Origin of the sequence: Wolbachia endosymbiont (group A) of Machimus atricapillus (genome assembly GCF_964027095.1) — a bacterium.
Classification (GTDB): Bacteria; Pseudomonadota; Alphaproteobacteria; order Rickettsiales; family Anaplasmataceae; genus Wolbachia.
Genome location: NZ_OZ034727.1, coordinates 1,040,086 through 1,059,331, shown reverse-complemented (window position 1 = coordinate 1,059,331; position 19,246 = coordinate 1,040,086). Strand labels below are relative to the sequence as shown.

The following is a 19,246-nucleotide window of genomic DNA, read 5'->3' as shown; positions in this document are numbered from 1 at the left end:
TAATCAAAATGGGACAGTTTTTAGATTGTTGATGCTATTCAAGATTTTACTATAATTAAAGTTTAAGCCAGCGTTTCTAAGATGAATAAAGAGCTACTGAATGAAATACCTTCACTTGAAGATAAAGCGGTCTCTGAAATTGAGAATGCTTCTTCTTTACAAGATTTAGAAAAAGTCAGGCTATCATATTTGGGAAAAAAGGGTGTAATTAAAGCTTATTTTGACAACTTAAAAGAGATAGAAGACGCAGGAAAAAAGCGCAATTTAGGCGAAGTTATCAACGTTTTACGTAATAAGCTAGATCAGCTTATAATGAATAAGGAAAATGCACTAAAAGCCGAAGAAGTTAACTTTAAATTGCAGAACGAGGCGGTTGATATCACGTTGCCCGTTAGACCAGAAAAAATGGGCAAGGTCCATCCACTCAGTAAGGTTCTAAATGAAGTAAAGCTTATTTTTGCACATATGGGTTTTAAAGCAGTTGATGGCCCTGACATTGAAGATGAATTTCATGTATTTGATGCACTGAATACTCCAAGTCACCACCCTGCGCGGGAGGAGCAAGATACCTTCTACTTAAAGAATAAAATAAACGACAAAAGAATGGTGCTGCGCACTCATACCTCATCTGTGGAGATCAGAACTATGGAAAAAGCGAAAACTTTTCCGATTAAAATCGTATCTCCTGGTAGAGTATACAGAAACGACTTTGATGCAACTCACACTCCTATGTTCCATCAAATAGAGGGGTTATATGTCAATGAGAATGTCAATATGGGCCAGTTAAAATTTACTATTCATCACTTCCTTAATAAGTTTTTTGGAGATAAAGGGCTGAAGATACGTTTTCGTAATAGTTTTTTCCCTTTTACCGAGCCTTCTGCAGAAGTGGACATAAGTTATAAAGGTAGTAAATGGATAGAAGTACTGGGATGCGGTATGACGCATCCAAATGTATTTCAAAATGTTGGAATAGATCACACTAAATACAGCGGTTTTGCGTTTGGCATTGGTATAGAAAGGCTTGCAATGCTAAAATATCAAATTAGCGACTTAAGGAGCTTTTATGACAACAAAATCAGATGGCTTGATCATTACGGTTTTCATTTTTCATCTTTAAGATAAGTGATAAGTAAAACTCATACGTTCGTTATACTTGCTGCAGGGCATGGCAGGCGGATGAATTCAGATTTGCCTAAGGTCCTACACAAAATAGGCAGTTTTTCCATGCTCCAGCATGTCATTTACAATGCAAAACAGTTAAATCCTGAAAATATTGCTGTTGTAGTTGATCTGCCTTTAATTGAAAGACTAAAGTGCTTTAAGGATATACAGTTAATTACACAAGAATTAACACTTGGCACGGGAGATGCAGTCAAAACTGCGATGAGAAACCTGAAAGAATTGCCAGATTCGAGCATAATTATTGTGCAGTATGGAGATACCCCACTCATAAAAAGCAGCACAATAACTAAAATGGTTAGTTGCTTAGAAGGCAAGGCTCTAGTTTGCCTAGGTTTTAGGACAAGCAATAAAGAATACGGTAGGTTAATTATTGAGAATGGTTCCTTAAGAGAAATCGTAGAAGCAAAGAGTGATAAAAATAATCATGAAGAGTTTCTTGCAAATGCTGGAATAATGGTTGCATGTGCAAAGAATTTACGTGAATTGGTGGAGAAAATAGAGTGCAATAGCTCAACTCATGAATATTATTTGACCGATATAGTTTCCATTGCAGTGAAGAGTAATTTAAATGTCGGTTACGTTATTACCGGTGGAGAAGAGGCAACGGGAATAAATAACAGAAATGACCTTATAAAAGCTGAATTTTACTTTCAAGAAAACAAAAGAAAATTTTTTACCAACTCTGGAGTAACGCTTGTTGCTCCAGAGACTGTTTTCTTTTCTCTTGATACGCAAATTGCCAGAGATTCAGTTATTTACCCATATGTTTTTTTCGGTACTGGAGTGAAAATAGAGTCTGGTGCGAAAATACTGCCATTTTCGCATTTAAAAAACTGCTTAATTAAAAGTAATGCTGAGGTCGGTCCATTTACCAGAATACGCGGAAACACAACAATTGGTAATAAGGCAAAAATAGGAAATTTTGTGGAAGTGAAAACAAGTGAAGTTGGTCAAAACACTAGAATAAAACACTTAAGTTATATAGGAAATGCTAAAGTAGGGCAGAGGAGTAATATAGGAGCAGGTACTATTGTTTGTAATTATGATGGGAAAAAGAAACATAAAACGAACATAGGAAGCAATTGCTTTATTGGTGCCAATAGCTCACTCATTGCACCGCTTAATGTTCATGATGACTCTGTAATTGCGGCAGGTAGTGTTATAGTGGAAGATGTACCAGAAAAAAGCCTTGCAATAGCAAGAGAAAAGCAGGTGATTAAGAGAATAAAGTAATTCGCTGTAATTATATTATTTTTAATGCTTATATTTGTATACATGCGTATATCAATATTTGGAGGGTAAAAATGAAAAAATTACTTACCTTAGTAGCTATATTGCCTGCTGTTTCTTTGTCAGTACCATGTTTTGGAGTTGATTGGGTTAGAGATAGGATCTATACTTCTTCGTCATACAGTTCTGGCAATTTTAGTCATAGTATCGGTTATCACTACACAAACAGCGTAAAAATTTCAGTTGAGCCTATGATTTCAGTTGCAAATATTTTTAAATACAGACTGCAAGGAGGAATTTTAGCAAATTTACGTTATCATTACGAGTTTACAAACACGGATATCACTCCGTATGTCAATGTTGGTATAGGTGCTGCTATCGATTTTATTGGACAGTCAAAGTTTGGTTTCTCATATAAAATAAGCTCTGGTCTTGATTTTCCGCTTTCTTCAAGGACAAGTGCTTTTGCTGGTTATAGTCTATTGAAAGCATTTGAAGATTATAATCATGGATTTGAGCTTGGAATAAATTATAACTTATAAAACCCCAGCTGAATAGCAACAGGTTGTACTTTTTTCAAATTGAAGCTGAATTTTTGCTAGATAATTAATAAGCCATATTATGGAGTTTTAATTAGAGACCTACCGCAAAAGCAAAGTGAGGGAGATTAAAAATGATCAAGTTTTGCTTCTGTTCAAAACAAGATTTTTTGAGAATTAATTATTGTCTGAGAAAAAGCAGATAACAAGGTGAAAAAAGATAGAAGTATTTAAGTAGCTCAGAAGGAGCATTAAGTCATGTTTTTTATTTATATTGACAGCATATATGACATCGTTTACGATTAAAGTTAATAACAATAATTTATATTTATCATGTTTGCAGTAATTGAGACTGGTGGAAAACAATATTTAGTAAAAGAAGGCAGTATAATAAAAGTAGAGAAGTTAGAAGTTGAAGAAAAAAAAGAGGTAGAAATCAATAAGGTGATTTGTATTTCAAATAATGGCTTATCTTATTCATCTAATGCTACTGTTAAAGCTGAAGTATTGGAGCAGTGTAGAGGAGAAAAAATTATAATCTTTAAGAAGAAAAGAAGAAAAAATTACCGTAGAAAGACTGGTCATAGGCAGTATATAACTGTTCTTCGTATCAATGAAATTAATCTTCAAAAGTAAGAGGTAAGATATGGCAACTAAAAAATCAGGTGGTAGTTCCTGTAATGGTAGAGATTCAGCAGGTCGTAGGTTAGGAATAAAGAAGAATGGGAAGGTTATTCCTGGTAACATAATTGTGCGCCAAAGAGGCACAAAATTCCATCCTGGGAAGAATGTTGGTATAGGTAAAGATCATACGATTTTTGCCAAAGTAGAAGGCTGGGTCAGCTTTAGAAGGTCAGCAAATAAAAAGACTTTTATTGATATCTTGCCTACAGATAATATGAAAGCTTCAGCTTGAATAAATCAGGGGTCTGTAGCTCAGGTGGTTAGAGCGCACGCCTGATAAGCGTGAGGTCGGAGGTTCAACTCTTCCCAGGCCCACCAGTTAGTAATTACTAACTGTGTTTTTATAGCGGTTTTGGTATTGTATAAGCAGAAACCTAAAGCATGAGTTTATATAAAAATTTAGTAACCAGTGAGTCAGTGGCGGCTGGTCATCCAGATAAAGTAGCAGATCAAATTTCAGATGCAATACTTGATGAATACCTTTTCACTGATCCTTTTGCGCGAGCTGCAATAGAGACTTTAGTCACCAAAGATAACGTTATTATAGCTGGGGAAGTATTCGGACCTAACATCAAAAATAGCAGGATTGAAAGTATTGTACGGAATACAATAAAAGATATTGGTTATGAGCATGATGGTTTCCACTGGAGAAAAGTGAAGGTAAATATACTGCTGCATGAGCAATCAAATGACATTGCAATAGGGTTGGATCAAGGTGCTGGCGATCAGGGCATAATGTATGGCTATGCAACAACAGAGACAGAAAACCTTATGCCATCACCCATTTTTTATGCACACTCGATTCTGAAAAATATCATGAGCGCAGTTAAAGAAGCAAAGCTTGGTCCGGATGCAAAATCACAAATCACTTTGGCATATGAGAATAACCTCCCGGTACGTGCTGAAAGTATCATTGTCTCAATACAGCACCCTGAGGATTTGGATCAATCAAAAGTAAAAGAAATAATTTATCCTTACATAGTTTCATCTTTACCTAAAGGGTGGATATGTCCTGAGGAAAATCTCTTAGTCAATCCAACTGGTAGATTTGTTATTGGTGGACCGGTTAGTGATTGTGGATTAACCGGACGAAAAATTATGGTTGATACCTATGGAGGTTATATTCCACACGGTGGAGGGGCATTTTCCGGAAAAGATGCAACCAAAGTTGATAGATCTGCAGCTTATATGGCAAGATACCTTGCTAAAAATATTGTCTTTGCAGGTTTAGCTGAACGTTGTCTTGTGCAGCTTTCTTATGCAATTGGTGTATCAAAACCTACTTCATTCTATATTGATACATTTGGTACGAATGCGGTGGAGGAAAGAGTAATTAAAGAGTTTATCGAGAATAGTATAGATTTATCAACAAAAGGCATAATCAAGCATTTATCGCTTAATCGCCCTATATATAAACGTACAGCCTGTTATGGACATTTTGGTAAAGAGTCAGAAAATGACGGTGGATTTTCTTGGGAAAGCATGAACTTGTCTGCTGATCTTTGTAGAGAATTCAATATAGAAGGTAATAGTAAAATTTCTTTAGATTGCTAAAATTTTTGATTTACAGCCTCATATTTATATACTAGCTTATTGTTGAAGTATAATTGCTTTTTCATAATAATTATACTATATTAGTGATAATTATTATATTCAGTTTTTATTATGAGGCTCATAAAGTGTATAACGAAATAGAAGGAGAACTGTACAACGTAATTGTAAAAGAGCTTTCCGATCTTATTGATAGGATGAAAGAACATCCTTTTTATGTTGAATTGATGAATGGTACTTTAGATTATAAAAGATTTAAATTTTACCTTCAGCAGGATTTTCTAGGTTCTGTAGATTGTACTCGTGCTCATTTAGTTGTTGCAGCTAAAGTTAATGATGTTGAAACAATAAGTAGGTTAATTGATATAGCAAAAGGAGCATTTGATTTTCGAGAACAATATAAAAAATATTTGAGGATTGTGATCTATCTGATAATCATAAAAAGTCAAGAGCTTGTTCTGCCTGTGTTGACCTTTTCATGAGTACTGCGTATCACAATTCTGTTACTGAGACCTTAGTATTGTCTTATTCTTCCTTTAATGTATACCAAATTGTTATATGCCATATGGCAAATGAGATAACAACTAAGGGGATTAAAAATAACAAATACAAAAAGTGGATTGGTATCTGTAATAGCAAAGGAATGGACGCGGTGGTTGAGGAGGTTAGTGATATTACAAGTAGGCTATACAAAAGAGCTAGTGACTGTGAAAAGGAAAAGATATATGAGCTTTGTAGGAAAGGACTGGAGCTAGAGATAATGTTTTTGGATGAGGCATATTGCTCTAATATACCTCAATAAAAACGCATTAGCACAAGTTGTTTACGTTGGCAGTATTGTAGTGTTCAGTGGTATAATTAAGAGTTGTTATGGATCAAATCTTTTAAAGGATATAATTAAGCATCCTTTTAATGTTGAATTGGAGAATAACACTCTAAGTATAGAAAGTTTCAGATTCTATATTCAACAAGGTACATTACTCTTGAGTGATTATATTCGTACCGTCTTAATTACTGCATCCAGGGTAGAAGGCTGTAACAATGTTGTTTCACTTATTAGGGTGGCTCGAGGGGCAATTGCTATTGAGAGAATTTTGCATAACCACTACTTTGCTATATATGCTATAAGTCGTGGAGAGAAATCTCTTGAGTGCTTAAATTTTACTAATTTTCTTTTGTCTACCTCATATAGCAACACTTATGAAGCCATAACAGTTTTGTATTCTTATATGTTTATATACAAGACTATCGTTGATAGTATGAAAAATAGATTCAAGAAAAATAATAGATATAAGGATTGGTTTGATTATTATAGCGGTAGTTTTATAGAATCTGGATGCATTATTTTGGAAAATATTGTTGATGAATATTGCAGCAGGGCAAGAGAAAATGAAAAGAGCAGGATGCTTAAGTTATTTAGAATAAGCGCCCAATTCATGTTAGATTTTTTGAATGGTGCATATAATTTTTCAAGATTCAATCAATTTCCTAAGGAACATTGACAATTTTAAGCTAATTTGTATCCTTAGTAAGTATTTTTTAAAATGCTATGAAAAGTAAAAAACATGATTTTCATTTAGTGGACCCAAGTCCTTGGCCAATTGCTATATCAGCAGCAATTCTTATTCTTGCACTTGGATTAGTTGGCGCGCTTCATAAACAAATTTTCGGAATGTTTTGTTTAGTTCTGGGAATCTCCGCAGTATCAGGGGTGCTGTTCTATTGGTGGAGAGATGTAATAAGGGAGGCCATTTATGATAAATGTCATACTACCATTGTAAAACATGGACTCAAATTTGCAATGTACTTATTTATTCTCTCGGAGGTCGTATTTTTTATAGTGTTCTTTTGTTCATTCTTTAAAGCCTGGCTTGATCCAGTTTTTTTATTTGAGGCGTTTTCTCCTGCAAAAAAAGTTGAATGGCCCCCTGAGGGAATTTTGCCACCTGATCCGTGGTCACTACCATTCATGAATACATTAATATTATTGCTTTCTGGTACAACAATTACTTGGGCAAATCACTCTTTACTTGAAAATGATAAAAAGAGCACGATTAAAATGCTGTCCATAACTATATTGCTTGGGGTTTTTTTTATAATAGTGCAAGCAATAGAGTATCATGAAGCGAGTTTTTCTCTACAAGAAACAGGAGAAAAGCTTATTTATACATCCAATTTTTATATGATTACCGGTTTTCACTGCGCACACGTTATAATAGGAATAATATTTTTATCAGTGTGTTTATTTAGAGCGCGGAAAGGCCAGTTTACACCTCAGGACCATTTGTGCTTTGAGTTTGCCTCCTGGTATTGGCACTTTGTAGATGTAGTCTGGATGTTTTTATTTTTGTTTGTCTATTGGTTAAGCGTTTATTAAGTGGTTAAAATAATAGGTCTAGATCCAGGGATAAGCAAGACTGGTTGGGCCATTATCAGCCTGAACGAGAAAAATAATATTGAATTTTTGGGCGGCGGTACCATATCAACTGATGGAAAATTGGGTACAGGTGAACGCTTACATATAATTTTTGAACAATTAAAGAAAGTAATATTTCAATATTCTCCGAATGAAGCTGCAGTAGAAAAAATTTTTGTTAATAAAAATCCTAAATCTTCACTAACTTTAGGATATGCAAGAGGGGTTGTAATTTTAGCGTTAAAAATAACAAAGCTAACTATGAATGAATATGATGCAAACTATGTAAAAAAAAGCATTACCGGAAATGGCCATGCTGATAAGGATCAGATTATATTTATGGTGAAGCAAATAGTTAAAAATTTGAGTATAAAATGTCACCATGCTGCTGATGCTCTTGCTGTAGCAATTTGTCATGCTTATACGAAAGGTTCTTGTTTTGTTGAGTAACTTTTATATGAGATTCAGTTTGAAGATTTCCAGATCTGAAAAAACTATTTGATTGTATTTATTTTGTCTAACGTTCGTTGCAAAATAATACATGCGGAGATTTTATCATCTATTTTTTTTGATTTTGTGATTGATATTCCAGTGATTTTTAGTGTACGAGTTGCGATAGATGTTGAGAAGCTTTCGTCTTGTAAGTATATATGTACTTTATATTTTTTTATTGTTTTATTTGCGAATTGGATTATGGTTTTACACCATTTAGTTTCTTGCTCGTCCATTTTTAATGGTAGTCCTATTACCATTGATCCAGCTTCATTTTCTTTGAATATTCTATGCAGATAACCTAAATCTTTGCTCATATTTTTCCTATAATATACACTATGAGCTGTGGCTATAAGCTGTGTTTTATCGCTAAATGCTATACCTATTTGCTTTTCTCCCATGTCAAGGCACATTATGCGCTTATCTTTTGGAATAGACTTTAGAAACTCATCTGGATTTCTATGTAGCATCTATTAGACTTCCTTTAAAGTGACCTTACCCAGAAAAAGTAGAGAGAAAGTCAAGAAAATTTTTTACAAAAAGAATAATGAATCAAATTGCTCAGGAATGCAATAATTAATAGCAGAATGTCTACGCTGTTTAATACACAGCTTCTAATTAAAACTCAACTGTATATTCTCTTCTTTTTGTCATTACTACTCCTTTTGAAAAAACATTTTTATTATAAAAAAACGCCTTTTCTTTCTCTTCACTCTTTCTGGGTAAGGTCATATTTTAATTACTATAGGTTAAAAAGTTAAGACAAAAAATAAAAATGTGGGTTTTGTTTTGACTTTTTGTGTTAATTTTGCAGAATATTAAGATTATCATTTAAATAAAATACATGACGAAAGAGGATTGGGAAGCGGTAATTGGGCTTGAGGTGCACGCTCAAGTTTCTTCTAATACGAAGCTATTTTCTAGCTCATCAACGGAGTTTGGTGCTGAGCATAACACTCAAGTTTCTCTAGTTGATGCAGCAATGCCAGGTACGCTGCCAATACTAAATTATTACTGCATAGAGCAAGCAATACGCACCGGTCTTGCAATTTCTGCAGAAATTAATAAGTGTTCTTACTTTGATCGGAAAAATTATTTTTATCCTGATTTACCGCAAGGTTACCAGATAACCCAGTTTTTTGAGCCAATAGTTAAAAATGGTAGAGTATTTATCAACGACAATGAAAAGGAAATAAGAATTGCGAGAATTCATTTAGAGCAAGACGCAGGAAAGAGCGTTCATGAGGAAAGCAAAACTTATGTGGATTTAAATCGTGCAGGGGTTGCTTTAATGGAAATTGTTTCAGAACCAGATCTCCGTTCATCTGCGGAAGCTGCAGAATGCATGAAAAAATTGAGGCAGATTTTGCGTTACATTGGTTCATGTGATGGTGATATGGAAAAGGGATCACTTCGTTGTGATGCAAATGTTTCTGTCCGCCTAAAAGGCAGTAGCACATTTGGCACTCGTTGTGAGATAAAAAATCTGAACTCGATACGTTATATTGTGCAAGCTATAGACTATGAAATACAAAGACAAATTGAAATTTTAGAAGGTGGGGAAGAAATAAGTCAAGATACCTTATTGTTTGACGTTGCTTCGGGAAAAACAAAAGTGATGCGAAACAAAGAAGATGCAAGCGACTATAGATACTTCCCTGAGCCTGATTTATTACCTGTTGAGGTAAGCCAGGAGAAAATTGATTTAATTCAATCATCTTTGCCTGAGTTGCCAGAGCAGAAAAAGCAGCGATACATTGAAAAATTAGGTATCAACGAATACGATGCAAATGTCATTACTTCCGATAAGGCGATTGCTGATTACTTTGAGGAATTGATAAAAAAACATGATTCAAAGCTCGCGGTCACCTGGTTAACTGTAGAGCTTTTCGGTCGTTTAAATAAAGCAAATATTGATATTGTGAGCTCCCCAATCAAAGCAAATGCTTTGTCAGAACTCTTAGATTTTATCGTTGATGGAACGATCTCTGCTAAACTTGGTAAACAAGTTTTTGATATTATGTTTGAAACTGGAAAGCCTGCATCCCTTATTATAGAAGAGCAGGATCTCAAGCAAATAACTGACAAATGTCAAATTTCAGAGGTAATAGATAAAATCATCAATGACAACCAAGATAAAGTTCAAGAATACAAAAGCGGTAAAACAAAATTATATGGTTTCTTTGTTGGTGAAGTCATGAAATTCACCAAGGGAAAAGCCAGCCCTGATGTTGTGAATTCAATTTTGAGTGAAAGATTAAGTAATTAGTCACATTTTTTTATTTACATAACAGCACATCTCGTAGATATTCCAAGGTCTTTGTTACGATATCTGTATATCATGACATATAACTTTTTTACCATTTATGGGTACTATTTATAAAATTATGTGAGGTTGAGGATGCCTGAAACTTATCCTGCTGGAGGGAGAAAACGCTCTTTTCATGGTGATATTTACCAATTGAAGTGGCTAATGCTGTTTCTCAAACGTGCAGTAGATAGAGAATATTCTTTCTGCTTAGCCACAGAAATGGAATCAGCTGCAGGTTTTGATGATATTGTTTTTCGATATAGGCAAAATGGAACAACAGTACATAGGTTTGTACAAATCAAACACAAGCAAAATGAATGCGAAAAAATCGGTGTAGGCAAATTGCTTTCAAAAGATAAAAGTGGTGAATTTAGCTTGGCAAAATATTTTGTTCCCTACCTAAAGACTAAAAATAATCAAGATTTTGCAGATGGTGACCTAGAGGACTTTATTATCTGTACTAATATCGGTTTCGATCTAGCTCAAAGTACAACACAAAATACAATAAAAAAGTTGAAAGTAAAAACTTCGGGACCAAACAAGGGAATAGAAATTGCAGTTGAAGTAATAAGCACTAGTGATATTTTTTTTAAATACGGCGGTACGAGATACAAGTTCTCTTATACTCACGATAACATGATTTCAATAGTGCAACCGGCATTTAAGAGTGCTGTAAAAGAAGCAATAGAAGAATTGGAAAAGGAGATAAAAGAACTTCAAGGTAAATCAGATCAAAACTCAAAAAGAAAATTGGAAAGAAATCAGGTATGGCAACGTGAGTTTGAGCGAATGACAAATGAAGGCAAGTTAGAAGAGAATATAAGGGAATTTTTTGATAAATTAGTATTTGCAGTAAATCAACCTAACGAGATAAAACTAGCGGAAATCATTGAGAATGAGTTAGGCAAAGAATTTAATAATATCGATAAAAAGAACGTTTATGGTCGCTTTCTGGTAGAAGTTCTGGATTGGATGAAAGCAAGAGAGGGAAAGTTTCTATCACATGAAGAAATAAATGAGTTTTTTGAAAAAATAAGAGAGGAAATTTTAGGAGCGATTTGGTTTGGCATAATAGAGCCAGTGGCATCTTTTACTGGTAGAAGTATTGAATTAAAAGCCTTACATGACGCACTACAAAGGAGCACGGGCAGGCAAGCGGTGATATCGCAGGTTGCTACTATTAGTGGTCTTGGAGGAGTGGGAAAAAGTGAGTTAACTAGGAAATATGCTTACAAGTATGGAAAGTATTATGGTGGCAATGTTATATGGATAAGTGCTGAAAACTCTAAGACTATGGAAAGTTCTTTTCTGGACTTAGCTAAAGATGATAAACTAGGCATTTCTCCCCAGGATAAGTACGGAAATGACAAGATGATAGAAACTATTGTTAAAGAAACATATGCTTTTTTTGCAAGAAGGGGAAGGAGAAGCCTGTTCATTTTTGATAATGCTGAGGGATATAAAGGTATTAAAAGGTTTTTACCTTCATCTTTACATCCTAGGCATAAAAAACCTTATGTTTTAATTACTTCTCGTGACTGTAAGTGGAATGTGAGAGGAGATACCGTCTTGTTAGTCAACAAAAAAATTATAAAAATTTCCCAAGTTGCATCATAAAATCAAAAAATACTTCCAATTGTGTAACAGTACACAGATTATAGTTAGTGGATATGTTGATAAGTAAATTAGTTTTATACGCACAAAACAGATGAAGTTTACTTATCAACATATCCACTAACCAACAACATTCAATAAATTTGTGTAAGATACCACTTTACATAAGATAGATAGGAAGCATTTTTGATTTTAAAGTACTAAACCTTCAGTCAACCTCCTAGCCCTGTAGTTTTTGATATGGTTAGGATCAAAAGCACTTTTGGATGTCAGAATACCGAAAATGATATGGAGTAGCTTACGCATTGCAGCACCAACGATGGCCATATTATGCTTACCCTTTTCCTTTAATCTTTGGCAAAAGCTCATAATGATAGGATTGTGATTCTTAGCTACTATGGCAGGAAAGAAAAGTGCCTTACGTAATGTTTGTGAACCGGATTTACTTAATCTGGGTTTGGCATATACAGAGGAACCTGACGTCATATTTCGTGGTATAACTCCTGTATATGCTGCCAATTGCCTGGCATCTCTAAAAACCTCTATATCAGAAACTTCAGCTAAAATAGCTATTGCTGATTCTTCTCCTATGCCTGGAATAGTCAATAGAAGTTGAAAATTTTCCAACAATTCTTTGTGTTGATTTAATAGTTCACGTACGGAGTTTTTTATTGTTTCTATTTTTTGAGCTATATTCATTGCAAGGTCTTCCCAAGCATTTGCAACTTCTTTAGGCAGTCTCTCTTTTTTTTCTAAGTGGTTATTTACTAATGTTAACTCATCTTTTAACGCAACTGAGCAACGATAAAGATGTTTTAATTTTTTCATTTCAGGAGAAGGTGGTGTCCAACTAGAAGGTTCCTGTCTTTGGCAATAATCAGCAATAACTTCTGCATCGGTCTGATCATTCTTTTGTCGTATCAGCTTACTCCTTGCATAAGATTTTATGCAATAAGGATTTACAACACTTACAAAATGTCCAGCATTGTGTAGAAATTCAGCCAGTGCTTCGCTATAACAACCAGTAGATTCCATGCAGGTTTTTACTTTTTCTACATTATGTTTGTGTAGAAAATTCAGTAGACTTTGAAACCATCGTTCTTAAAGCTTCTTTTTCTAGTTTCACGCTTTCCTTTTTTGCTTATAAATGAGAGAAAAACATCAAAGCGATCTTTTGATATATCTATGCCCAAAAAGTTGTTGATCATATATAACCCCATACGTTACCATTAAAAATGAAAAGTAAGGCTAACCTTGTGAATACAGAATTAGAACCATTCAGGTCTTTCTACGATACCGTCCAGCCTATACTTTTGAGAAGGGAATTCTTATCTCCTCTACAGATTTTATATCTAAGAAGAAGCACAGAGTTCCTTCCTTCTCCACCTAATGCTTAAGCTTAAAACATTAGATGCTTTTGACAAGATACAAGAAGGAGGCACTGGGATGACATCATAGAGGCGCTGGGATGACACCCGGACAATCGTCATCCCGCTGCTTGTTAGCGGGATCTAGAGATACCGCGGCGGTATGATGGTTCGTGGCGGTATAATGAAGCTTGAAAGCGGATCACCTTTCACGACCTGTATTTACTTCAGGAGTATTAACAGGTGTTATCGTTGGGTTTTCAAGCTTTGTTGCCTGCTTCAAACCCTCGCTTATACTTTGGTCCTGATTTAAAATTTTATCAAAGTGCTTACTCTTTTGTTGCTCTTCGTTATTTGACGTATCTCTTTGAGCATCTTCTTTTATGCCACGAGCATTTTCCACACTCTTTTCATCCTCACCTAAAAGTTTTTCTAATATTTTCTTAACAAAGCGCTTCAGAAGACTCAAAAACCCTTCTTCTTTTTGATTTTCTTGTGGTTGAGGTGTGGTATCTTTTTTGCCTGGCTCAGTGTTGGGCTTCTCTTTTACAGAACTCTTGCTCACTGAGGGACTAACGATGTGCTCTGATGGCTGTGTATCTGTTTGTACAGAAGCCTCAGAAGTCTTTTTTTGTCCACTCTGTTCAACGCTTTTACCTTCTGCTGTAGTTTCTCTAAGAGTGTTGGCTGCTTCTTGAAATTTTTTGTCATTTTTTGATTCTGCAACTTTTTCACTTGTGAAGATGCCCTTCCCTTTATATTGTTGGTCAAGCTCAGCAATTCTTTCAAAATCTTGACGTATTTTTTCATCTGTACGCCTTTTTTGACTTTCAAATTTCTGATTCAATTCTGCAACGCTTTTCATTTTGTTTTCGAGCTCTTTACTTTTCATAGCCTTTAGAGCCTTTGTTCCTTTTGCAATATAATTAACCTTCTCTTCTAACGGAGTACCTTCTGGAAAAGCACCTGGAGAACGTTCAAAGACACCTTTAAACTTTTTTTCAACACTTTCTTTAGATGTCTGGGCCATACCTGTTACCTATTAAAACATATCATATAACCAGTATATTAGCTAATTATATAAAAAACAGTTAACATAACTTGTGGTAAAGAGTAAGAGCGTCCTATTTATATTTTTTTTATTAAAATGCTATTTACTTATTAAGTTGAAATGTATAACCATATAAGAGATGAAGGATAGTCAATTAGCAGTAGTATTCGATTGGGATAATACCTTAGTTGACACTCAAGATAACATTTTTAATGCTATTAAGCATACCATAAACTCAATGGGGTATAGTAATAAAGCTGCTGATAGAAATTCCCATGAGTCGAGAAAGAGCTATATGGTCAATTTATTTGGCGATCAGTGGAAAAAAGCGAACCAGATATATCAACAATATTTAGACGATGCACTATTGCAAAACATTGCTCTGAATCAAGGAGTAGAGAAAATGTTGCAGACACTGAAAAGCCACAATATTTATCTAGCAATAGTAAGTAATAAGAAAAATACTAATTTACGTAAAGAAGTTGCCTATTTTAAACTAGATTCTTACTTTGAAAGAGTAGTTGGGTCATGCGATACCGCGGAAGATAAACCATCTGCAACCCCACTGCTATTTGCACTAGAAGAGAGTACGTTGCCTATAAATAGAGAAAATGTGTTTTTCGTTGGTGATAGCATCACAGATGTTCTGTGTGCACAAAATGCCAATTGTTTACCTATTATATACGGTCAATCAATAAGCGGTTATGAAGATTTGTCATGTTTTCAACATTTTGATAAACTTACAGATTTTATAATAAAGTATTTAGAAGATAGGTAATGACCGCTGTTACAGAGATTGCCAGTATACAAAGGCGCTTTTGCGCATATTTAATAGATGTAGCAATTTTATTAATTCCAACTTTATTAATTATACTGCTATTAGAGGATTCTCCGTTGATCTTACATCTATCATACATGTGTGTAAATTGTAGTTACTTCACATATTTTATATCTTCAAAGGCCCAAGCAACTCCAGGTCAACAGTTAATGAATATATGTACTATCAATTTAGATAATTCTAAAATAGACTTGAATTTAGCGTTTGACAGAAGCACTTCCCAGTTTTTTCTTCCTTTGTTAAACAGTGTAGTAGTTGTCCTTACTGAATTTTTGCAAGATCAGGAGGTATTAGTGAATGTCTTGAGTGCATTGAAAGTAATTATAATGCTGCTCACTCTCTGCTGGTATCTAGTTGCTTGTTTTTCTAAAAAGAAACAGACATACCACGACATGCTATTTAATACGGTTGTTATCAAAGGAACTATTAAATGAGTTGCTATAATCATCGTTATCATATAAATTATGCTGATAAATTGAACTAAGGGAAGATTATGAATGAAGAGATAGTAAAACATTTGAACAAATTATTGACCAATGAGCTGACTTCTGTACGTCAGTATCTTTTGCATTTTGCGGTTCTCAAAAACAATGGAATTAATAGACTTGCAGAAAAGGTAAAAAATGAGCTTAACGAAGAACTTGAACATGCAAACAAGTTGGCAGAAAGAATTTTATTGCTTAAAGGCGTACCAAATTTTCAAGATACAAATGAAATATCAAAGTATGATGGAAAGTTTGCAAAAGACACAATACAGAAAATCTTAGAGGCTAATTTAAAATTAGAGGGAAAAGGTATTAAGGATATCAAAGAAACGATTTCTATCGCTGAGAAAGAAAAAGATTTTGTTAGTGTAATGTTATTAGAAGAGATGTTAAAAAATGAAGAAGAGCACTTCCATTGGATTGAGAAACAGATAGACCTTATTGAACTAATGGGTGTTGAAAACTATTTAAGAACACAAATATAGAGTGTTAAAAAAAACAGTATTTATTTTAATTATACCTTGCTTGCTTCTTTTTTTATTAGGATTATGGCAAGTATTCAGATTGAACTGGAAGAATAATATTATTAAAAGTATGAGTCTTCCAGTTGTTCATCTATTGCCCAATAACGACCTTGAAAAATTTAACTATAGGCATGTCAAGATCGATGGGATTCTAAGTGACATAGAACTATATGTTTTTGCAGGGCAACACGGCTATCACGTGCTGTCTCCTATGTTGCTCACCACTGGACGTTACATGTTGGTGAATAAAGGAATAGTCAGAAAAAAAAAGGAGAAAAAAGTAAAAATTGAAAAAGTAGTTGCAGATGGAACTTTATATTGCGATAGCAATAAAAGCAAAAATTGGTTCATCAAAAACGATACTGCTTCGAATACATGGTTTACCCTGAGTACAGAGGAAATTTCCAATGAGTTAGGTATTAAGCTAGAGAAGTGTGTATTGTGGCCGAACAATTTTGGCAGCAAAGTAGCTATACAGCCAATGAAGCATTTGGAATATGCAATCACTTGGTTTGCACTTTCCTTAACTTGGTTGATTATGTGCGTAATTTACTATAGGCAAAACCTCAATAAAGCTTGAAGCTTTCTGTACATAAAATTAGAAAAGTAGTTATTCATCTTTATCACTACCAAGGTCTTTTAACATACTGTAATTGCCTTTTCTAAATCTACTTTTTAAAGACGTAACTCCACTTTCGCTAATACCACTGAGGCTCAGTGCAGCTCCACCTAGCTGCAATCCTATCTCAGATGTTTCAGGAATAATTTTACTAGCTCCTAGATCTCTATAAACCTCCACATTACTCAGATCTGGTAAGCGTATTACAATATTTACATGCGGAAAATTTGCAGCAACTAAGGAAACAACTTTTTTTATAGTAACTTCATTCTTTATTGAAATAACGAGAGCTTGAGCTCTTTCTATTCCTACTGATTTTAAAATTTCACATCTTGTAACATCTCCAAGATATATAGGAAAACTATCACTTTTTCCTTCTTTGACTATTTTTGATTGAATATCTACAACAACGTAACTTAAATGCTCTGCAGTAAGCATTTTTGTTACCATATATCCCACTCTACCAAATCCAGCAACTATTACATGGTTATAAAGATCTTGTGTATCTGTTTCAACAGCTTCATCATCTAATATTATTTTCTCAGTGCTAAATGAGTTTGCTATCCAATCTCCAAGCCCCGATAAAAGAGGAGTGAAAGCCATGGTTACTGTAGTTACCATCATAAGTACTTGAGCGATTTCACTTGGTAGCACATTTAGTTCATTTGCTAAGCGAAATAAAATAAACGCAAATTCACCGCCTTGTGAAAGTAGTAACCCAGCTTGTATAGCAGGTGCACTCTTAAACCCAAAAAATCTACACAATATATATATGATAGATGTTTTTAAAACGATAAGGATAATCGATAATAAAGTAATTAGTGGTAACTTGTTGAGTAAAAGTTCGGTATTGATAGACATACCAACAGTCATGAAAAATAAGCCAAGAAACAAATCTTTAAATGGCAATACTGCGTGTTCTACTGAGTGTCTGTATTCTGTTTCTGCAACTAACAATCCAGCGACAAATGCACCTAATGCCAACGATAAATGGAATTGCTCAGTAATAAATGCTGCTCCTAATACTATTAAAAGCGTTGTTGATATAAAGACCTCATTACTTTCCATTTTAGCAATAACCGAAAATAAAGGTCTAAGCAATAATCTACCAGTTATAAATATCAGCACTAATGCAATAGCTGCTTGCACCAATGAACCTGCCAATGAGCTTATCAGGCTGTGCTCAGAATTGCCAGCAAGTAAAGGTACCAATACTATTAATGGTACCACTGCAAAATCTTGCATTAATAGTACTGCTATTGACAACCTACCAACCTGACTTGCTTGAGAACCTTTTTCTTGCAGAACCTGCAACACTATTGCTGTTGAGGATAGCGCAAGCCCACCACCAATAACTGTTGCTATATTCGTATTCACTCCGAAAGCAAGAGCGATGCACCATATTGCTACCATGGTAACTATAACTTGAAGAGAACCGAACCCAAATACATGAATACGCATAGCGATCAGGCGTTCAAATGTCAATTCAAGGCCTATAATGAATAATAGGAAAACTACACCAAATTCTGCAAGATTATCCATTGCTTCAGCTGAGTGTATCAGATTAAATCCATGAGAACCAATAACTGCACCTGCAACGAAGTAACCGAGCACTGGACTAATATTCATTTTCCAGAACGCTATGACTATAAACACAGCAGCAGAAAGTAAAATTATAATATCAAACAAATGCTGAGAGCCACTGTGCATGATATTTAACCTGTAGAATTAGACCATTTAATTGAGCAGCCAATACTTGATTTTTGGTCAATTGGAGAATTACCAGTTTCTGCAATAAATTTCATAGCTTGAAATAAGTCACTACTTCCTACTTCATAGCTTTGAACCTTTTCTTTTTTTGTGTCATTAAAACGTCCACGATAGCAAAGGTTTAAATTGGAATTAAAGCCAAAAAAGTCAGGAGTGCAAACAGCCCCGTATTCTTTAGCTATTTTCTGTGTACTATCAATTAAATATGGAAATGTAAACTTATTTTCCTTGGCAAAATTAATCATATTTTCAAAGGAATCTTCTGGATATTCATTTACATCATTTGACATTATTGCAACGGTGTTTACCTGATAATCTTTTTTCAATTGATCAACATCGCTTACCAGATTGCTAATAATTGACTGAACGTAAGGACAGTGATTGCATATAAACATTACAATAAGACCATTTTTTCCACAACAGTCACTTAATGTATAGTATTTATTGTCTACTCCCAAAAGATTAAAATCTTTTGCAGTAAAACTAAAATCGACTTTAGGAGTATTCAGAGCAACCATAGACTATTATTATACCATATGTAATTTACGGTCTTATTATTTAAATGTCAAA

General features: G+C 34.4%; 21 protein-coding genes, 1 tRNA gene and 1 pseudogene. 18 read left to right on the top strand and 5 right to left on the bottom strand.

Annotation, left to right across the window (positions count from 1 at the left end; all coding sequences use genetic code 11):
* The first annotated feature begins 81 nt into the window (after positions 1-81).
* The 12 genes from pheS (at position 82) to ruvC (ending at position 8,055) form a co-directional block, all read left to right on the top strand.
* Positions 82-1,125: a phenylalanine--tRNA ligase subunit alpha gene (pheS, locus tag AAGD68_RS05220; RefSeq protein ID WP_265017357.1), complete on the top strand. Its 1,044-nt coding sequence runs from the start codon at positions 82-84 to the stop codon at positions 1,123-1,125.
* Positions 1,126-2,418, top strand: coding sequence for a bifunctional UDP-N-acetylglucosamine diphosphorylase/glucosamine-1-phosphate N-acetyltransferase GlmU (gene glmU / locus AAGD68_RS05215; RefSeq protein WP_253307320.1), 1,293 nt, complete (start codon positions 1,126-1,128; stop codon positions 2,416-2,418).
* Between the two features lie 71 nt (positions 2,419-2,489).
* Positions 2,490-2,957 carry a P44/Msp2 family outer membrane protein gene (locus AAGD68_RS05210; protein ID WP_264687812.1) on the top strand — a complete coding sequence of 156 codons (468 nt, stop codon included), beginning with the start codon at positions 2,490-2,492 and terminating at the stop codon, positions 2,955-2,957.
* A gap of 330 nt (positions 2,958-3,287) precedes the next feature.
* Positions 3,288-3,590: a 50S ribosomal protein L21 gene (gene rplU / locus AAGD68_RS05205; RefSeq protein ID WP_096617066.1), complete on the top strand. Its 303-nt coding sequence runs from the start codon at positions 3,288-3,290 to the stop codon at positions 3,588-3,590.
* 10 nt (positions 3,591-3,600) lie between these two features.
* Entirely contained in the window at positions 3,601-3,870 is a 270-nt protein-coding gene (gene rpmA, locus AAGD68_RS05200; RefSeq protein WP_096617064.1) for a 50S ribosomal protein L27, read from the top strand.
* Between the two features lie 9 nt (positions 3,871-3,879).
* A tRNA-Ile gene (locus tag AAGD68_RS05195) sits at positions 3,880-3,956 on the top strand.
* A gap of 63 nt (positions 3,957-4,019) precedes the next feature.
* Positions 4,020-5,192 (top strand): methionine adenosyltransferase, encoded by a 1,173-nt coding sequence (metK, locus tag AAGD68_RS05190; RefSeq protein ID WP_265045015.1) that lies wholly within the window; start codon positions 4,020-4,022, stop codon positions 5,190-5,192.
* A gap of 125 nt (positions 5,193-5,317) precedes the next feature.
* Positions 5,318-5,671: a hypothetical protein gene (locus tag AAGD68_RS05185; protein WP_341814164.1), complete on the top strand. Its 354-nt coding sequence runs from the start codon at positions 5,318-5,320 to the stop codon at positions 5,669-5,671.
* On the top strand, positions 5,668-5,991 hold the full coding sequence (locus tag AAGD68_RS05180; protein WP_265045020.1) for a hypothetical protein: 324 nt from the start codon (positions 5,668-5,670) through the stop codon (positions 5,989-5,991). Before AAGD68_RS05185 ends, AAGD68_RS05180 begins: the two co-directional genes overlap by 4 nt.
* A gap of 40 nt (positions 5,992-6,031) precedes the next feature.
* Positions 6,032-6,691 (top strand): TenA family transcriptional regulator, encoded by a 660-nt coding sequence (locus AAGD68_RS05175; RefSeq protein ID WP_341816373.1) that lies wholly within the window; start codon positions 6,032-6,034, stop codon positions 6,689-6,691.
* Positions 6,692-6,738: 47 nt separating this feature from the next.
* Positions 6,739-7,566 (top strand): cytochrome c oxidase subunit 3, encoded by an 828-nt coding sequence (locus tag AAGD68_RS05170; protein WP_341814163.1) that lies wholly within the window; start codon positions 6,739-6,741, stop codon positions 7,564-7,566.
* Entirely contained in the window at positions 7,567-8,055 is a 489-nt protein-coding gene (gene ruvC / locus AAGD68_RS05165; RefSeq protein ID WP_253309367.1) for a crossover junction endodeoxyribonuclease RuvC, read from the top strand. It abuts the gene before it with no gap.
* A gap of 44 nt (positions 8,056-8,099) precedes the next feature.
* Here the strand turns inward: ruvC and ruvX are convergent, their stop codons facing one another.
* The gene (gene ruvX / locus AAGD68_RS05160) at positions 8,100-8,567 is read right to left on the bottom strand and encodes a Holliday junction resolvase RuvX (protein ID WP_341814162.1); all 468 of its coding nucleotides are present in this window, start codon (positions 8,565-8,567) and stop codon (positions 8,100-8,102) included.
* Positions 8,568-8,941: 374 nt separating this feature from the next.
* On the opposite strand from ruvX, the gene gatB reads away from it, so the two are divergent.
* Entirely contained in the window at positions 8,942-10,366 is a 1,425-nt protein-coding gene (gene gatB / locus AAGD68_RS05155; RefSeq protein WP_264687817.1) for an Asp-tRNA(Asn)/Glu-tRNA(Gln) amidotransferase subunit GatB, read from the top strand.
* 132 nt (positions 10,367-10,498) lie between these two features.
* Positions 10,499-12,025: a hypothetical protein gene (locus AAGD68_RS05150; protein WP_341814161.1), complete on the top strand. Its 1,527-nt coding sequence runs from the start codon at positions 10,499-10,501 to the stop codon at positions 12,023-12,025.
* A 189-nt stretch (positions 12,026-12,214) separates the two neighbouring features.
* Here the strand turns inward: AAGD68_RS05150 and AAGD68_RS05145 are convergent.
* Together AAGD68_RS05145 and AAGD68_RS05140 are read right to left on the bottom strand one after the other, a co-directional pair.
* Positions 12,215-13,230, bottom strand: a pseudogene (locus tag AAGD68_RS05145) (IS110 family transposase).
* A 361-nt stretch (positions 13,231-13,591) separates the two neighbouring features.
* Positions 13,592-14,419 (bottom strand): hypothetical protein, encoded by an 828-nt coding sequence (locus tag AAGD68_RS05140; RefSeq protein ID WP_253309896.1) that lies wholly within the window; start codon positions 14,417-14,419, stop codon positions 13,592-13,594.
* 160 nt (positions 14,420-14,579) lie between these two features.
* Between AAGD68_RS05140 and AAGD68_RS05135 the strand changes: the two genes are divergently transcribed.
* From AAGD68_RS05135 to AAGD68_RS05120, 4 genes are read left to right on the top strand one after another with little or no spacing between them, the layout of a single operon-like run.
* Positions 14,580-15,218 (top strand): HAD family hydrolase, encoded by a 639-nt coding sequence (locus tag AAGD68_RS05135; protein ID WP_253309895.1) that lies wholly within the window; start codon positions 14,580-14,582, stop codon positions 15,216-15,218.
* Positions 15,218-15,712, top strand: coding sequence for an RDD family protein (locus AAGD68_RS05130; protein ID WP_253309894.1), 495 nt, complete (start codon positions 15,218-15,220; stop codon positions 15,710-15,712). The genes AAGD68_RS05135 and AAGD68_RS05130 overlap by 1 nt, the downstream gene beginning before the upstream one ends.
* A gap of 59 nt (positions 15,713-15,771) precedes the next feature.
* A complete protein-coding gene (gene bfr, locus AAGD68_RS05125) occupies positions 15,772-16,248 on the top strand; it encodes a bacterioferritin (protein WP_253309893.1) in 477 nt (158 codons plus the stop codon).
* A 1-nt stretch (position 16,249) separates the two neighbouring features.
* Positions 16,250-16,867, top strand: a complete 618-nt coding sequence (locus AAGD68_RS05120) for an SURF1 family protein (protein ID WP_341814160.1) — start codon at positions 16,250-16,252, stop codon at positions 16,865-16,867.
* A 30-nt stretch (positions 16,868-16,897) separates the two neighbouring features.
* On the opposite strand, the gene AAGD68_RS05115 is transcribed toward AAGD68_RS05120, so the two are convergent.
* Entirely contained in the window at positions 16,898-18,616 is a 1,719-nt protein-coding gene (locus AAGD68_RS05115) for a monovalent cation:proton antiporter-2 (CPA2) family protein (RefSeq protein ID WP_264688048.1), read from the bottom strand.
* 5 nt (positions 18,617-18,621) lie between these two features.
* Positions 18,622-19,194 carry a thioredoxin family protein gene (locus tag AAGD68_RS05110; RefSeq protein WP_182367219.1) on the bottom strand — a complete coding sequence of 191 codons (573 nt, stop codon included), beginning with the start codon at positions 19,192-19,194 and terminating at the stop codon, positions 18,622-18,624.
* Positions 19,195-19,246 lie beyond the last annotated feature (52 nt).

Bases quoted from the DNA above. Each gene is read 5' to 3' on its own strand.
- rpmA (WP_096617064.1), top strand. From the start codon at position 3,601: ATGGCAACTAAAAAATCAGGTGGTAGTTCCTGTAATGGTAGAGATTCA.
- bfr (WP_253309893.1), top strand. From the start codon at position 15,772: ATGAATGAAGAGATAGTAAAACATTTGAACAAATTATTGACCAATGAG.
- AAGD68_RS05180 (WP_265045020.1), top strand. From the start codon at position 5,668: ATGAGTACTGCGTATCACAATTCTGTTACTGAGACCTTAGTATTGTCT.
- pheS (WP_265017357.1), top strand. From the start codon at position 82: ATGAATAAAGAGCTACTGAATGAAATACCTTCACTTGAAGATAAAGCG.
- metK (WP_265045015.1), top strand. From the start codon at position 4,020: ATGAGTTTATATAAAAATTTAGTAACCAGTGAGTCAGTGGCGGCTGGT.
- AAGD68_RS05135 (WP_253309895.1), top strand. From the start codon at position 14,580: ATGAAGGATAGTCAATTAGCAGTAGTATTCGATTGGGATAATACCTTA.
- AAGD68_RS05150 (WP_341814161.1), top strand. From the start codon at position 10,499: ATGCCTGAAACTTATCCTGCTGGAGGGAGAAAACGCTCTTTTCATGGT.
- AAGD68_RS05130 (WP_253309894.1), top strand. From the start codon at position 15,218: ATGACCGCTGTTACAGAGATTGCCAGTATACAAAGGCGCTTTTGCGCA.
- rplU (WP_096617066.1), top strand. From the start codon at position 3,288: ATGTTTGCAGTAATTGAGACTGGTGGAAAACAATATTTAGTAAAAGAA.
- AAGD68_RS05110 (WP_182367219.1), bottom strand. From the start codon at position 19,194: ATGGTTGCTCTGAATACTCCTAAAGTCGATTTTAGTTTTACTGCAAAA.
- AAGD68_RS05140 (WP_253309896.1), bottom strand. From the start codon at position 14,419: ATGGCCCAGACATCTAAAGAAAGTGTTGAAAAAAAGTTTAAAGGTGTC.
- ruvX (WP_341814162.1), bottom strand. From the start codon at position 8,567: ATGCTACATAGAAATCCAGATGAGTTTCTAAAGTCTATTCCAAAAGAT.
- gatB (WP_264687817.1), top strand. From the start codon at position 8,942: ATGACGAAAGAGGATTGGGAAGCGGTAATTGGGCTTGAGGTGCACGCT.
- AAGD68_RS05115 (WP_264688048.1), bottom strand. From the start codon at position 18,616: ATGCACAGTGGCTCTCAGCATTTGTTTGATATTATAATTTTACTTTCT.
- AAGD68_RS05170 (WP_341814163.1), top strand. From the start codon at position 6,739: ATGAAAAGTAAAAAACATGATTTTCATTTAGTGGACCCAAGTCCTTGG.
- AAGD68_RS05210 (WP_264687812.1), top strand. From the start codon at position 2,490: ATGAAAAAATTACTTACCTTAGTAGCTATATTGCCTGCTGTTTCTTTG.